15 protein-coding genes are annotated in these 14,063 nt (G+C 47.4%); 14 read left to right on the top strand and 1 reads right to left on the bottom strand.

Annotation, left to right across the window (positions count from 1 at the left end; translation table 11 throughout):
* The 14 genes from KKE17_07240 to KKE17_07175 form a co-directional block, all read left to right on the top strand.
* A partial coding sequence (locus KKE17_07240) for a hypothetical protein (GenBank protein ID MBU1709782.1) occupies positions 1–509 on the top strand: 509 nt, incomplete at its 5' end.
* A 184-nt stretch (positions 510–693) separates the two neighbouring features.
* Positions 694–1,176, top strand: a complete 483-nt coding sequence (locus KKE17_07235) for a DUF3124 domain-containing protein (GenBank protein MBU1709781.1) — start codon at positions 694–696, stop codon at positions 1,174–1,176.
* Positions 1,177–1,327: 151 nt separating this feature from the next.
* The gene (locus tag KKE17_07230) at positions 1,328–1,783 is read left to right on the top strand and encodes a YhcH/YjgK/YiaL family protein (GenBank protein MBU1709780.1); all 456 of its coding nucleotides are present in this window, start codon (positions 1,328–1,330) and stop codon (positions 1,781–1,783) included.
* Positions 1,784–1,969: 186 nt separating this feature from the next.
* Positions 1,970–2,374: a hypothetical protein gene (locus KKE17_07225; GenBank protein MBU1709779.1), complete on the top strand. Its 405-nt coding sequence runs from the start codon at positions 1,970–1,972 to the stop codon at positions 2,372–2,374.
* Positions 2,375–2,515: 141 nt separating this feature from the next.
* Positions 2,516–2,959: a pyrimidine dimer DNA glycosylase/endonuclease V gene (locus KKE17_07220; protein ID MBU1709778.1), complete on the top strand. Its 444-nt coding sequence runs from the start codon at positions 2,516–2,518 to the stop codon at positions 2,957–2,959.
* Positions 2,960–3,225: 266 nt separating this feature from the next.
* Positions 3,226–3,705, top strand: coding sequence for a CBS domain-containing protein (locus tag KKE17_07215; GenBank protein MBU1709777.1), 480 nt, complete (start codon positions 3,226–3,228; stop codon positions 3,703–3,705).
* A gap of 32 nt (positions 3,706–3,737) precedes the next feature.
* Positions 3,738–5,063 (top strand): ArsB/NhaD family transporter, encoded by a 1,326-nt coding sequence (locus KKE17_07210; GenBank protein MBU1709776.1) that lies wholly within the window; start codon positions 3,738–3,740, stop codon positions 5,061–5,063.
* A gap of 410 nt (positions 5,064–5,473) precedes the next feature.
* Entirely contained in the window at positions 5,474–5,947 is a 474-nt protein-coding gene (locus KKE17_07205) for an RNA-binding protein (GenBank protein ID MBU1709775.1), read from the top strand.
* A gap of 109 nt (positions 5,948–6,056) precedes the next feature.
* Complete coding sequence (gene mscL / locus KKE17_07200) at positions 6,057–6,452, top strand: large-conductance mechanosensitive channel protein MscL (protein MBU1709774.1); 396 nt, start codon at positions 6,057–6,059, stop codon at positions 6,450–6,452.
* Positions 6,453–6,783: 331 nt separating this feature from the next.
* Positions 6,784–7,167 (top strand): DUF302 domain-containing protein, encoded by a 384-nt coding sequence (locus KKE17_07195; protein MBU1709773.1) that lies wholly within the window; start codon positions 6,784–6,786, stop codon positions 7,165–7,167.
* 267 nt (positions 7,168–7,434) lie between these two features.
* Positions 7,435–8,064, top strand: coding sequence for a carbonate dehydratase (gene can / locus KKE17_07190; GenBank protein MBU1709772.1), 630 nt, complete (start codon positions 7,435–7,437; stop codon positions 8,062–8,064).
* A gap of 186 nt (positions 8,065–8,250) precedes the next feature.
* Positions 8,251–9,930, top strand: coding sequence for a DNA repair protein RecN (gene recN / locus KKE17_07185; protein MBU1709771.1), 1,680 nt, complete (start codon positions 8,251–8,253; stop codon positions 9,928–9,930).
* The gene (locus tag KKE17_07180) at positions 9,923–10,921 is read left to right on the top strand and encodes a thiamine biosynthesis protein (protein ID MBU1709770.1); all 999 of its coding nucleotides are present in this window, start codon (positions 9,923–9,925) and stop codon (positions 10,919–10,921) included. The genes recN and KKE17_07180 overlap by 8 nt, the downstream gene beginning before the upstream one ends.
* 84 nt (positions 10,922–11,005) lie before the next feature.
* Positions 11,006–12,397: a hypothetical protein gene (locus KKE17_07175; GenBank protein ID MBU1709769.1), complete on the top strand. Its 1,392-nt coding sequence runs from the start codon at positions 11,006–11,008 to the stop codon at positions 12,395–12,397.
* Between the two features lie 76 nt (positions 12,398–12,473).
* Here KKE17_07175 and KKE17_07170 read toward each other — a convergent pair whose 3' ends face one another.
* Complete coding sequence (locus KKE17_07170) at positions 12,474–13,832, bottom strand: sigma-54 dependent transcriptional regulator (GenBank protein ID MBU1709768.1); 1,359 nt, start codon at positions 13,830–13,832, stop codon at positions 12,474–12,476.
* Between the last annotated feature and the right edge of the window lie 231 nt (positions 13,833–14,063).

The following is a 14,063-nucleotide window of genomic DNA, read 5'->3' as shown; positions in this document are numbered from 1 at the left end:
GATATAGTTTCGGTGTACTGGATGTCCATGATTTTTACCAAAAGGGTGCACCAGCATGGGAAAAAACAGATGCTTTTCCAGTAGGCATTGCATATCGAGCTACAGCAAACTTTGATAACGGTTTCCGTGCTGATGTTGGAATCGGTCCAGTTGTGCATATCGGGGATTTGGGAACACCTGTTCAAGGGTATGAATATTCCGACAAGCCATTGAATGCCACCGTGGGTTACAGTTTTATTTTGAGTAAAAACACCAAGGTCTATATTCGGTCCGGGCTTGTTTACCATTACCTCGGTAAAGGTGGTTATCAAAACAAAAACGATGCTTTTGGTGTTTTGGGCGCTGTAGGAGTTGAATTCGCCAAACAAAGAAAAATGTCTGGTTTTTTAGAGGTCGCTTATGACAACACTGAAGTTACTTTTGAATATAACTGTGGTGCTGTATCCTGCGCTCAGAGAGAAGATATAAAAATTAGTGGTTTTGTCGTTTCCTTTGGAATTTCTTTTTGAAATCAATGTACAGTGATTTATTCGGAAAAACATGCTTGTTGATAAATTGAATTCAGCGAAAGCCGAGCAATCGGTTCGATAGGGACTCCAGGGGGGCAGTTTTTTTCGAAATACGGACGTAGTACGCATCTCAGCCAAAGCGTTTGACTGAAAAGATTTATAGAATAGGAGAATAACCATGAAGATGAGAAATCAATTTATTTGTTCTATTATATTCTTAATAACTTGCTTGTTGGCCCCTATGCCTCTTTATGCAGAAGGAGATGCAGGATTATCCAATGGGCAGTCTATTTATGTTCCCGCGTATTCACATATTTACAGTGGCGATCGAGAAAGGCCTTTCTTTCTGACGGTAACGCTAAGCATCAGAAATATTGATCCAAGGCATCAAATCAATATCACAATAATTGATTATTATGAGACACAAGGGAGAGTATTAAAAAAATATATTGATAGGCCCGCAATTTTAAAGCCATTAGGGTCATTACGATATGTCATACCCCAAAGCGACAAAACCGGAGGGTCAGGTGCCAACTTTATTGTTGAATGGGAAGCCGAACAATTAGTCAATCCACCAATTGTTGAAACAGTAATGATCGGAACACAGTCGCAGCAAGGCATCTCTTTTACAAGCCGCGGTCGAGTTATTATTACACCAAACCAATAACGGATGTCGAAGCAGTGTATTAAGGGGGACTTGCTACGCCAGCGTCTTTTTGATCAATGCCAGGCTGGTGGCTTCCGTGATCAACCGCCAAATCACGGCTGGTTCCTTATGCTCGACATTCGCACCATTGTGATTTTATTGAGGAATAGACATGATTTTGGATGTACTTGAGAATGCACACCGTTATCTGACCCTGAACAAAGGATTTCCAAAAGCAATTGAATTTCTTTTACGCCATGATCTTGACCAACTGCCGGTGGAGAAGTATGAAATTGCCGGTGGGCGCGTTTATGCGATGGTGGCAAAGGATCCTGGTCGCAAGAAAGAGAATGCTCTGCTCGAAACACATGAGAAATACATTGATATCCAATTGGTTCTGGCAGGAACTGATGATATGGGATGGAAGCCAAAATCATCCTGCAAGCACCCAACCGGAGAATATGATAAAGAATCTGACATTCAATTTTTCGCGGATCAACCAGATGCCTGGCTTCCTGTTAAACGTGGATTATTTGTCATCTTTTTTCCGGAAGATGCACACATGCCACTGATCTCAGCAGGACAACTCCACAAAGTCGTTGTCAAGGTCGCAGTGGAGCAGAAATGAAAAGTGTGAATCAGGCGCTTGATGAGGGCACGCGGAATACTTCGGCGGCGCTGACGCGGCAAAGTCTGTGACTGCGCCACTCAACTCATGCCTTCGACCAGTATGGATCAATGGAGTGATCTTACTCCGAAAGGCCATCGGCAACAGTCATATTATAGATAAATCAAAATAACAAGGAATCCAATCATGAACAGACATGTGTTGATGGGTCTAATTGCAGTGGTGATATTTTTGGCAGCTAATGTCGGAGCAAAAGAGGTAAGCCTCGACACGGGAGAAACATACCAGCAGGGAGACCTTACCGTCACCTGCGGTCAATCGTCAACTGATATCCCCTTGGCCCTCAATGACTGCCAGCATTGGGACGATTTTAATAAAAAGTGCCTGTTTGAAAAAACGACGTATAAATATGAACAACTCGAATGCGTCGAAGATTGTCAGCACTGGGATAAGTTCAACAGCACCTGTCATTACCGGACAAAATGTACTTTCTACCCGCCCCAGAAGGCATTTGTGCAAACCACGTGCGAAAAGTTTGACGACTTCAACAATATCTGTGTGAAAACGAGGAATACGAAAATAGGTCGCTGAGGCAAAAAAAGTCGGGTCAACCTGACAGCGAGCAACGCAGAGGCCTTAACATGCTTGCTGTCTGGCGGCTGACGTGACCTTGATCGACCTGGTTTTCCGGATTCGTAAGCCGCTTATCCCTTGAGTTCTGAGAAGATATGCATGAGACTCTGGTCCATACATCCTGAATATTTAGATGTAAAGGGGTTGGTTGCGGCTTGGCGGGAAGGTCTTCTGGCGCAGAAGGTATTACGCGGGATGACCAAGGGATATAAGAGACATCCCCAGTTAACGCGATTCAAGAACTCCAGCAACGCAATTGGCGCCATTGGCAGTTATTTGAAGGGGATAATTGATGAGGCGGATAAACGAGGCTATCATTTTAACAGCAGCAAGATCGTTAATCAGACAGATAAGGACACAATACCGGTAACAACGGGCCAGGTGGAATATGAGTTCAAACATCTATTGGGCAAACTCAGGGAAAGGGCGCCGGAGCGGTATGAGCAGTTCAAAAATCTTAAGGACATACAGGTCCATCCACTCTTTATAACAATCAGCGGCGCGGTGGAAGGCTGGGAAAGAACTCAGCCAGCAGGCGGCTGAGTCATGGTGACAATCCTTTTGTGACAGGCATAGTTGCAAAACCCTGAAGCGATATCAGGCTGATAATCAGTATCGCGTCCAAACTTATTTTGTAAAAAAGTTCATGATAATACGGCATGAAATATTTTGTTGATTGCGCATAATGTTTCATGCATAGTATTGAAAATCCCTCGACTCGGATATTGATTGTCTTGGGGAAGTGTAACCGGCAATTGCGGTTAACTGATCCTGAAATATCCATCACCACCTAATCCCGGAGAAAATATATGAAGGCAAAGGACATTATGGATCCGGTCACGGATTATCTGACTCCGGAGGATACCCTGCAGCAGGCCGTACAGAAAATGCGCGCCACCAAACGCTGGCACGGTCAGGGTCTGAAGGGCATGGTGATTCTGGACCAGGCAGGCAGATTGATCGGCGTTCTTGCCATCAAGGATATCCTGCGAGCCACTATCCCCGTCTATATGGACCCGAGAATTTCAAAATTTTCCTGGGACGGCATGCTGGAGACCATGGCCAGTAAGGTGGCCTGCCGGAAGGTGAAGGAATTCATGTCCACCAGGGTTGTCACCGTTCCTGAAGACGCACCACTGATGCGGTGCGTTGATCTGCTGATTGAAAAAAATCTGCAGCGTCTGCCGGTGGTGGATGCAGACAATAAGGTGTTGGGGGTTGTCTATATTCGTGACATCTACAACCTTATCTCAAAAATTTTTACTGAGGCACCAAAGTGTGAAATATGAGTCCATCCGCCATCATCCCCCATCCCTTTGAAATGAACGCCGCCTTCTGGACCGCCACCTCGATTTTCATTATTGCCTATACCGTCATTATCACTGAAAAGGTCCATAAGACCGTGGTCGCCATCTGCGGAGCTTCCCTGATGATCGCCCTCAAGGTTCTGGATCAGCATGAGGCCTTCCATCTCGAGGAATTCGGGGTGGACTGGAATGTTATTTTTCTGTTGATCAGCATGATGATCATCATCAACCTGATGCGGCCTACCGGTATTTTCGAGTACATCGCCATCAAGAGCGCCAAGGTCGGCAAGGGCGAACCCATGCGGATCATGATTATTTTTGCAGTGGTCACCGCGGTGTTGAGTGCTCTGCTGGACAATGTTACCACTGTTCTCCTGCTGGCTCCGGTTACCCTCTTGATTGCCGATGCCCTGGATGTCGATCCCGTTCCCTTTCTCATTGTCGAGGCACTGGCCTCCAATATCGGCGGTACCGCCACCCTGATCGGCGATCCGCCCAATATCATGATCGCCTCAAAGGCCAAGCTGGATTTCATGGATTTTATCTACAATCTGGCACCGATAGTGATTGTGATCATGGTGGTTTTCCTTGTAGTGATCAAGATAGTTTTTGGTCGCAAGCTGAAAACTACGCCGGAACGGCAGCGGCATGTCCTTGCTATGGATGAAAATGCGGCGATTACTGATCCGGTGATGCTGAAAAAATCACTGTTTGTACTGGTCATTGTCCTAGTCGGTTTTGTCCTGCACGGCCCGCTTCATTACGAACCAGCCACCGTTGCGCTGTTCGGCGCCGGTCTGCTCCTGCTTCTTTCCAGAACCGACGAGCCTCATCATGTGCTGGCTGAAATTGAATGGCCCACCATCTTTTTTTTCATCGGTTTGTTCATTATTGTCGGTGGGGTGGTCAAGGTAGGGTTGATCAAGTGGTTGTCCATCAAGATGCTGGCAGTCACTCAAGGCAATATGCTGGGGACCAGTATGCTGCTTCTCTGGTTTTCAGCCATTGCTTCGGCCATAGTCGATAATATCCCCTATGTGGCTACAATGAATCCCCTGCTCATCGATATGGCCGGCCAGCTCTGGCCTGATGAATCGGGTCTCGCTCTGTTGCAGCATCCTGAAATGCTGCCGCTCTGGTGGTCACTTGCCCTGGGAGCCTGTCTGGGCGGCAACGGTTCACCCATCGGCGCCTCAGCCAATGTCATCGTGGTGGGGATGGCGGAAAAGGCGGGTCGAAAAATCAGCTTTATGAAGTTTGTGGCCTACGGCGCACCGATCATGCTCCTGACCGTTTTTATTTCCATGATCTATATCTGGCTCAGGTACTACCTGTTTTAAAATCTCCCTGACTGATGCCTGAAAGACCGGCATAAATCAGCCTATTTTCTTTGATATAAATTGATAATTTGTAAAATAATGTTTGTTATGCGTTCATAAAAAAAGATAGAACTGTTTTATGGATAATCCAGCATCAATAATGTGGGGAGTGCTGTTTGGGTCAATCGGCATGGGATACCTGATTTACGGAAGAAAACAAAGGCGAGGTATTGCTCTCCTGTCTGGTGTCATGCTCAGTGTTTTCCCATATTTTGTCTCCAATGTTTTTCTCATGATTTTTGTTGCCTTGGGTTTAATGCTTCTTCCATATTTTTTAAGATACTAGCCCGACATCGACCACTGCGGGAATATTGCAGCTGTATGCCGAATTTGACTGATGTGACAATGGATAATTTTTTACAAAAAAGGAGATTAGAATGAAGATCTATGTAGGAAATTTGTCGTACGAGGTAACCGAAGAGGATTTGCGGCTGGCTTGCGAACAATTCGGGCAGGTTGAATCCTCAACCATTATAAAAGACCAGTTTAGCGGAAAATCAAAAGGATTTGGATTCGTGGAGATGGCCTCTAAGGCTGAAGGGCAGGCGGCAATTGACGCCCTGAACGGCAAAGACCTCAAAGGCAGGGCGATCAACGTCAATGAGGCTCGACCTCGTACTGATAAACCCAAAAATAAAGGCGGATTCGGCGGTGGTCGGGGCGGCCAAGGTAGTGGTCGCGGTGGCCAAGGGGGCGACCGAGGCGGATATGGTGGAGGTCGAGGCGGACAAGGTGGTGACCGAGGCGGACAAGGCGGTGACCGAGGTGGGTACGGTGGTCGTGGTGGACAGGGAAGTGGCCGAGGTGGACAGGGTGGGGGCCGAGGCGGGCAAGGGCAGGGCTGATGGGCGGCTATTCTGTGAAATCATTTTGCAGGAATTGACACGGAATTGAAATTTGTTTTAATTTTTTGAAAAAAGCAGAACTCAAATAATCAAGGAGGTACCTATGGGTATGATGCAAGAATTCAAAACATTTGCGATGCGCGGTAATGTTGTGGACATGGCGGTGGGTATAATCATCGGCGGTGCCTTTGGGAAAATTGTTTCTTCTTTTGTCGCAGATGTGATTATGCCCCCTATTGGCCTACTCATCGGTGGTGTCGATTTTTCGAAACTTACGGTAATCATTCAAGCGGCGGCGGGTGACGTTGCTGCGGTGACAATTAATTACGGTAAATTCATTCAAACGGTACTTGATTTTCTGATCATTGCCTTTGCCATTTTTATGGTTATAAAAGGAATGAACACCTTAAAGAAGAAAGAGGAGGCGGCTCCTGCACCACCACCTGCGCCCTCAAAAGAAGAAACGCTGCTCACCGAAATACGGGACGCACTTCTACGGAAATAATTGCACTGTAACAACAAACGAATCTCATCAAGGATGGTATTTTTTGCCTGAATATAGTCTGTACGCTTCGTTGCGCCGAGGGGATGAATGGTGGAAGTATCCCCTGAATTTCTCCATGCATCTCCAAAGCAAGTAGAGCAAGTTAAGTATTGATGAATTTGCGTTGGATCTGTTTGCCAAACCTGGTAAAACGGCCCTCTTTTGTACTTGCTTGAGAGGTGTCATGGCTTTTGCTTTTTGAAAAATCGTCATTGCCGGCTGGACTTTGAGTTTTGTAAACGGTTTTTCCTCCAGCAGGAGGGGATATCACAGAAAAGAGGGGATCTTTGCCATGCTCTACATTGTCAAAACAAATAAAGATGTTGAAACCGCTTTCAATGATTTAAGTGTATCCATCAAGAGTCATGGATTCGGCATTCTTCAGACGTATGACCTGAAAGAAAAACTCAAGGAGAAGAATGTTGCACTGGCCAATGAATGCCGCATTATCGAAGTGTGCAATCCCAAACAGGCGGCCAGGATTCTTACCGAAAACATGACCGTGAGTCTGGCGCTTCCCTGCAGGATCGCAGTATACGAAGAACACGGCGAGACGAAGATCGGCACTCTCCGCCCAACCAGTCTGCTTGCAGTTTTTCCCGGTGCGGAAGATCATTCAGCCGTTGCCAATGAGGTTGAAAAAGCTATTCTGCATATGATTGATGATGCAATATGAAATCAGTTCAGTGTCATAATTCCAGCGAAAACCATGCATAATACTGGATGGTTCGGGGCGAATAAAGACAGTACAAAGAATAAAACACCTATCGACACGATGAAACAGTATGCCCGGGGAGAAGATCAGCAAGTCACATTGTGAGGATATAAGACGTGATCTAAATTGATATCAATGGTAAAAATGTGGGTCGGTAAAAATGGGTTGTTTTATTCTGCTCTCTGTTTAAATACAGGTGCAGTGAAAAAATAATAATGGATTAGCCATATGCGAGTCTTAAAACATCTTTTTGATAACAACAGGAAATGGGCGGAAAAAGTAAAAAACGCTGCCCCTGATTTCTTTTTAAATCTCTCGAAGCAACAAAATCCTGAGTATTTATGGATTGGTTGTTCGGATAGCCGCGTCCCGGCAAATGAGATTGTTGACATGCTGCCAGGGGAAATATTCGTTCACCGGAATATCGCCAATCTCGTTATCCATACAGACCTGAACTGCCTGTCGGTAATTCAATACGCCGTAGAATTATTAAATGTAAAGCACATTATTGTCTGCGGTCATTATGGTTGCGGTGGCATTCGCTCAGCCATGGATAATAAAGAACATGGTTTAATTGATAACTGGCTTCGAAATATCAAAGATACTTATCGCTATCATCAGGCCAAATTTGACGCACTTCAAGATGAAAAAGAAAAAATTGATTTAATGTGTGAGCTCAATGTCGTTGAGCAGGTTGCCAATATATGCCACACAACAATTGTGCAGACTGCGTGGAAATCCGGCCAGAAACTGACGGTTCACGGCTGGATATACAGCATTGAAGACGGGATATTGAAAGATCTGAATGTCTGTGTCACAGGCATTGATGAAATAGCTCAGATTCACCGATTGAAATAATACCTCCCCTTGCCGCAAAAAATCATATGACAACCGCATCAGATTGGCTGTTTCATCCGTTGCGTTTCTCCGGCCAATTTTTCAACAGGAAAGACAGGTCTGTGTACATTGAACATGCGAATAATGTGGTGATTTTTAGCGCTGATTCCATCTTGATTTCTTTACAGAATAGGGTATAGACAAGTCATGTTACGGGAATTAAAGATTACCAATCTTGCACTGATCGAATCCCTTGAGATTGATTTCAGGAATGGCCTTACCGTTCTTACCGGAGAAACCGGCGCCGGTAAATCCATCATCCTGCAGGCGTTGCACCTTCTTTCCGGGGGCAGGGCATCCACGGACTGGGTGCGGACCGGCGCTGACTCGGCGGTTGTTGAGGCATTGTTCGAGGTGTCTTCCTACAGAAGCGAGGTGCCAGGAATTCTTGAGGACATGGGCCTTGCAAGCGATGATCTGGTCGTTATCAGAAGGATAATTTTGCGCAACGGCAAGAGCAGGTATTATGTCAATGGCGGCATTGCAACTGCCGGCGTGGTGAGTCGAATTACCGAAGGACTGTTCAGCGTTGCCAGCCAGCACGACCACCAGCAGCTGCTCCACCCGCGATACCAACTGGATTTTGTCGATGAGGTTGGAGAATTATGGCATGACCGGGAAAAACTTGGCGCTCTCTATGAGCAGTGGCATCGACTGGGTGACGAGTTACGGACATTACAAAACAGCGATCGCGACAAAGAACAGCGTCGGGATTTTCTTGCCTATCAGGTTCGTGAAATAGAAGATGCGCGGATATATCTTCCGGACGATGCAAACCTTGCCGAAGAAAAAGCACGATTGAAGGCATCGGATGATCTGCTGCTTCTGGCTAAAGAAAGCAGTCGTTTCCTGGAAGGGGAAATTCACGATAAAATTGGCATAGTGCGAAAAAATATCGAGCGCATGGCTGCACTTGACAAGGGATTGGCGAATGCAGCTGAAAAGATCGCCGGTATTGGTTTTGAACTAGAGGACCAGGCGATTGTCTTGAGAAATTACATAGGTTCCATCTCCACCGATCCTGCTGAGCTTGAAAAGGTGGCGACTCGCATTGATCTCCTGCAGCAGCTCAAGCGTAAATACGGCGTCAGCCTCGAAGATGTTGTAAAATATGGAGATCAGGCCAGGAAGGAATTGTCAATGCTTGAGGTTCTTGACCAACGCCTTGATAGCCTTGAAAGGGAGATTGCAGTTATTGAAAAGCAATTAATCGCTGCGACAGAGTCTCTTTCCAAGGAGCGAAAAAAAACAGCCGTCGAACTTTCCAAAACCATAGGTATCGAGCTGAAATCGTTGAACTTTGATCAGGCCATTCTTGAGATTCAATTTAATGATCCCCCAAAAGATGATTTATCGCAATTGTCCCGGGCCGGATGGGACAGACCGGTTTTCATGTTTTCCGCAAACCCGGGTGAGCCCGCCAAGCCGGTTGCCAAAATCGCTTCAGGTGGTGAACTTTCCAGGGTGATGCTCGCCTTAAAGACAATATTATCGCGCAAGGACAAGGTCGAAACCGTCATCTTTGACGAGGTCGATGCCGGGATCAGCGGTAAAACTGCCGAAGCGGTTGCCAGGAAGATAAAGGGTCTTGCAAGGCATCACCAGGTGCTGTGCATCACCCATTTCCCACAGATCGCATCGTGCGCCGATGATCATTTTGTTGTTGCCAAGAATGTCAAAGGGGCGCGAACTCATTCGAATATCACCCATCTGCTGGATGGTGAGCGGGAGGCGGAGCTTGCCAGGATGCTTGACGGCGATTCCGCAACCGAAAAGACTTTTGCCTATGCCAGGGAACTTCTGGTGAGGAACAGAGCGGATGCATAAAGATCCGGTAGGCGCCCTGGCCCTGTTTTCAGGAGGACTCGACAGCATCCTTTCCTGTCGCCTGACCATGTCCCTGGGCATTAAGGTCACTGCCATACGATTTGTCACGCCGTTTTTCGGGTACGAACTGCTTAAAAATGAAAAGGCATACAGAGCGGGAGTGAAGGAAAAATATGGAATTGACGTCCGTCTCCACGATGTAAGCGAACCGTATCTCAAGCTTTTGCGTGATCCGGCGCACGGCTATGGCAAAAATTTCAACCCGTGTCTTGATTGCAAAATTTTCCTGGTCTCCGAAGCGAGGAAACTCATGCCCCGATACCAGGCCTCTTTTATCATTACCGGTGAGGTTGTCGGCCAGCGCCCCATGTCGCAACGCAAGGATACCTTGCGGGTTGTGGAACGTGACAGCGGTTGTGACGGTATACTGGTTCGACCGCTGTGTGCAAAAAACATGATGCCCACCAGAGTTGAAGAAGACGGGCTGGTTGACCGGGAACGACTCCTCGGATTCAGCGGCAGGGGAAGATCCGACCAGATCAGACTTGCGGCGGAGTTCGGGATCACTGATTATCCCAGACCCGGCGGCGGCTGTGTCTTGACCGATCCCATTTTAAGCAAACGCATTGAATCGTATTATAATGATCATGAAATTGTCATGGTTGAAAATGTCCGCCTGCTGCAGGCCGGGCGGCAATTCCAGCTGCCGGGCGGCGGCTGGCTGGTTATGGGGCGCGATGCCGCAGAGAACAAAAAGGTGAAGGAACTCAGACAGCCCGGGGATCTGGTGCTCAAAATGAAGAGTCGTCCCGGACCCACGGCCATTTTGCGGTTTGGTGATGATCCCGATGACCGGAAGCTTGCCGCAGGGCTGGTCGTCCGTTACGGCCGAAAGGTGAAGAAGGCGAATAAAGAGGCAAGGGTTATTCTCACTCAGGGACGTGAGAAATCGGAAATAATTGCATCACCACTGGATGATGTGATAATTTAATTAGTGAAGAGTGAAGAGTGAGCGCGGATTATCTGCCTATTGTGTTAAAATTATCGGTTTGTTTAGGGAAATGAGTGGGGAATTATGAAAATTCATTACAGTATTTTGATTGTCATATGCTTCCTGATCTCAAATCTGGTCGGCTGCGGGGGAGGGGACGATGAAGTGCCTCCGGCAAAAGCCACAGTCACCGGCCAGGTTTCAGGCACAACATTTATTGCGGTTGATAATGAAACCGGCGAAGAATACGGTAGAGACGTGGCAACCGGCGTCCCCAAGACATTTCAGCAGGAAGTCCTGGTGGGCAGAGCTTACAGATATTATCTGCTCGAAGGGGAGGTCGGCAATTACGGAAGACTTTTCCCTATTTATCAGGATAACGTTAATGTGTTTACCGTCAATTTATCCGCAACCGGCGATCTCGGGCTCATAAAAACTTCCACCGGCATTGGAATACCGGCAAACAACCCTTTAAGCACCTCGGCTGTTAGCTCTGGTGGCGAGAACGTCGACATCCCTTCATCTTTGTCAGCAGATGCCTATACGACATCGGATTTTATCGGCACCTGGCATGTGAGTCTGATTAGTTCCGGAATTACCCCGGAATGGTGCCGCTCAACCTACGGGATTGATTCTGCAGGGCTTGCAACCATGACTGAAAATCTCTGCAGTAGCCGCAGCACCAGTGTTTCCGCCGACTCAACCTTTTCGACTACCCCGGCAGGTGTTATAAGTTTTTCAGATGTTGTTGATCAGGCCGGTTACATGAATAAAGACAAAAACGCAATTGTCTCCACCGGAACCGCTTCAGACGCCACTTACCAGAAAAAGATGTTTATTAAGAAAGACCCTGCCGTGACATTTTCCACTGATGATTTTGCCGGAACCTGGTATGCCAGTTTTTTCAGGACAGGGTCTGCGCCGGGCTGGTGCCGGTCTAAGTATACAATCAGTGCCGTCGGCCTTGCGGAAATGACTGAAAATCTATGCAGTGATGGTTCTACCGTTTTATTGCCGGAAACCACCCTGACGCTGTCAAGCGACGGGATTGTCACTGCTATTGGTGGGCAAGGATATATGGCGCCGGACAAAAATCTGATGATTTTAACTGGGGATATTGCCGGCGTGTATCAAATTTCCGCTTTTACCAGGGTCGACGGCGCAGTAACCTTTTCGGTGGGAGCAGACCTTGCCGGAACCTGGTATGCAAGCACCATTTTTGTCGGAACGCAATCGCAGTGGTGTCGCTCAAAATATGTGGTCGATTCAGGAGGCATTGCGACAATGGCTGAGAATTTCTGCAGCAATGGCAGTAATGATGTTGGTCCTGATTTTACGCTTTCCATTTCGAGTGAAGGAAAGGTCACCGCAGCCGAATTAGCCGATCAGGTTGGCTATATGAATGTCTCAAAGGATACGATCTATGCCACAAGCACATCCGGTGGCAAGTATCAGTTTATTACCTTTAACAGATAGACTGTATCTGATTGTGGAAATCAGACGAGTGATTTCGGAGTCTCGATACTCTCGCTTATCGACGAGTCCGACATCCTTATTTATCCTGATATTTATTCAATTTACTGAGCAGGGTCTTGCGGGTGATGTTGAGCCGCCTTGCCGCTTCGCTTTTATTGCCGCCGCATTCCTCTAGCGTCTTAAGGATAACTTCTTTTTCAGCCGCTTCAAGGGTTGAAGGCTGGGTATCTGTCGTTTCGGTTCCTGGCAACTGCTTTTCAGCCCAGCGCAGCATTGAAAAGGGCAGGTCCTTTTCGTCGAGATAATCGCCGCGCATGAGTATTATGCCGCGTTCCACGGCATTTTCCAGTTCACGGACGTTTCCGGGCCAGGGATAGCGAATCATGAGATCCATGCATTGCGGGGTGATGCCGGCGACCTGTCGATTATTCTTCTGTGAATATTTGTTGAGAAAATGCTCTGCAAGGACAGGGATATCTTCCTGTCTCTCCCTCAAGGATGGTACTGCAAGGGTAACCACATTGAGGCGATAGAAAAGGTCTTCCCTGAAGGTTCCGGCCCTGACTTCATCTTCCAGGGTACGGTTTGTGGCGGTGACCACCCGGACATTGATTTTGATGGTTTCCTGACCGCCGACCCGCTGGATTTCGTTCTCCTGTAAGACTCTGAGTAATTTTGCCTGCATGGCCGGAGACATTTCGCCGATTTCATCCAGAAAAAGGGTACCGTTGTCCGCCTGGAAAAACTTCCCTTCACGCCGTCGGTCAGCCCCGGTGAAAGACCCCTTTTCATGGCCGAAAAGTTCGGACTCAAGTAGATTTTCAACCAGGGCCGCACAGTTTACCGTAATGAAAGGCGCCTGCTGCCGTTTGCTGTTTTCGTGGACGGCGCGGGCGATAAGTTCCTTGCCGGTGCCGGATTCGCCGGTGATCAGCACTGTAGCTTCCGAGGGGGCCACATGGGAAATCATTTCCAGGAGTTCCTTAATAGGTGGAGATCCTCCGATGATTGCGGTTCTGAGGATAGGTTCCTGTTTGGAATTGCTCTTGCCCATGGTGTTTTTGTGATTCAGTGCATTGATGAAAGTTGATTTCAGGCGTTCAAAATTAAGCGGTTTGGTGAGATAATCATGGGCCCCTGATTTGATCGCCTCAACTGCAGCATCAATAGATGAAAAGGCGGTCATGATGACAATGGGGATTGCCGGGTTGTAATTGTGGATTTTGCCAAGGGCGGTCATGCCGTCCATTCTGGTCATCCGGACGTCCATGAGTATCGCATCAAAGGGTTTTTTATAGACTGCCTCAACAGCCGAGCTGCCGTCATCAGTCTCTTCAACAAGCCAGCCCCAGTCCTCGATCATCGTACGAAGCATAAACCGGTGCGATGGATCGTCATCGACAACCAGTATGGATATGGGTTTGTTTTTAATCATCTCTTTATCCTCCACTTGAAGATGTTGGAAAACTGCAAATCCTTAAGTGGTGTTATTGAGTGTTGCCTTTCACGGGTATTTCACGAGCCAGGAAGATAACAGTTAGATGGTATGTTTTGCTTCAGTCGGAATCGGAAAATTCCGTCCTTTGAGTTAACGAGTTACACAAAACTCTAAGCGGCCTTTTGTCGCTGCCTTTTAATTCGGCGAACCTCGCGTGCTGCTTCAAGT

This window comes from Pseudomonadota bacterium (assembly GCA_018823135.1).
GTDB lineage: Bacteria > Desulfobacterota > Desulfobulbia > Desulfobulbales > CALZHT01 > JAHJJF01.
The sequence above is the reverse complement of the archived record's forward strand: the minus strand, read 5'-3'. Positions and strand labels throughout refer to the sequence as shown.

Coding starts and splice junctions, on each gene's coding strand:
- recN (MBU1709771.1), top strand. CDS start 8,251: ATGTTACGGGAATTAAAGATTACCAATCTTGCACTGATCGAATCCCTT.
- can (MBU1709772.1), top strand. CDS start 7,435: ATGCGAGTCTTAAAACATCTTTTTGATAACAACAGGAAATGGGCGGAA.
- KKE17_07180 (MBU1709770.1), top strand. CDS start 9,923: ATGCATAAAGATCCGGTAGGCGCCCTGGCCCTGTTTTCAGGAGGACTC.
- KKE17_07225 (MBU1709779.1), top strand. CDS start 1,970: ATGAACAGACATGTGTTGATGGGTCTAATTGCAGTGGTGATATTTTTG.
- KKE17_07210 (MBU1709776.1), top strand. CDS start 3,738: ATGAACGCCGCCTTCTGGACCGCCACCTCGATTTTCATTATTGCCTAT.
- KKE17_07175 (MBU1709769.1), top strand. CDS start 11,006: ATGAAAATTCATTACAGTATTTTGATTGTCATATGCTTCCTGATCTCA.
- KKE17_07235 (MBU1709781.1), top strand. CDS start 694: ATGAGAAATCAATTTATTTGTTCTATTATATTCTTAATAACTTGCTTG.
- KKE17_07195 (MBU1709773.1), top strand. CDS start 6,784: ATGCTCTACATTGTCAAAACAAATAAAGATGTTGAAACCGCTTTCAAT.
- KKE17_07215 (MBU1709777.1), top strand. CDS start 3,226: ATGAAGGCAAAGGACATTATGGATCCGGTCACGGATTATCTGACTCCG.
- KKE17_07220 (MBU1709778.1), top strand. CDS start 2,516: ATGAGACTCTGGTCCATACATCCTGAATATTTAGATGTAAAGGGGTTG.
- KKE17_07230 (MBU1709780.1), top strand. CDS start 1,328: ATGATTTTGGATGTACTTGAGAATGCACACCGTTATCTGACCCTGAAC.
- mscL (MBU1709774.1), top strand. CDS start 6,057: ATGATGCAAGAATTCAAAACATTTGCGATGCGCGGTAATGTTGTGGAC.
- KKE17_07170 (MBU1709768.1), bottom strand. CDS start 13,832: ATGATTAAAAACAAACCCATATCCATACTGGTTGTCGATGACGATCCA.